The organism is Pseudoalteromonas sp. S1612 (assembly GCF_005887175.1).
GTDB lineage: Bacteria > Pseudomonadota > Gammaproteobacteria > Enterobacterales > Alteromonadaceae > Pseudoalteromonas > Pseudoalteromonas undina.
The window spans coordinates 1-285 of sequence record NZ_PNDH01000175.1 but is presented as its reverse complement, the minus strand read 5'-3'; the positions used below and the strand labels follow the sequence as shown (position 1 = coordinate 285).

1 pseudogene is annotated in these 285 nt (G+C 37.2%); it reads left to right on the top strand.

The features are described 5' to 3' along the window. Positions 1–279: pseudogene (locus CWB78_RS18580) on the top strand (monovalent cation/H+ antiporter subunit D); the annotation flags it as partial. Between the last annotated feature and the right edge of the window lie 6 nt (positions 280–285).

Here is a 285-nt window from a genome sequence, read left to right as displayed (position 1 = left end):
TTTTTTTGGCCTGTATATCTAGTAACTAGCTTTGCAATTTTAATAGCACTTTCTCGAGCAGGCACTAGCTTATTTTGGGAGTGTAAAGATAAACGCAGTGAAAGTGCTGAATATAAAAATGCTCGTTCACTGCAAGTAATCGTAATTATAGGTTTATTAGCATGCTCTCCATTAATGGTTATTTTTGGCGGACCAATTAGCGAATATATGATGGCTGCTGCGACTCAGTTACATGACATAAATGGCGGTATTAATGCAGTACTTAAAGGAGGCATGTGATGAGAT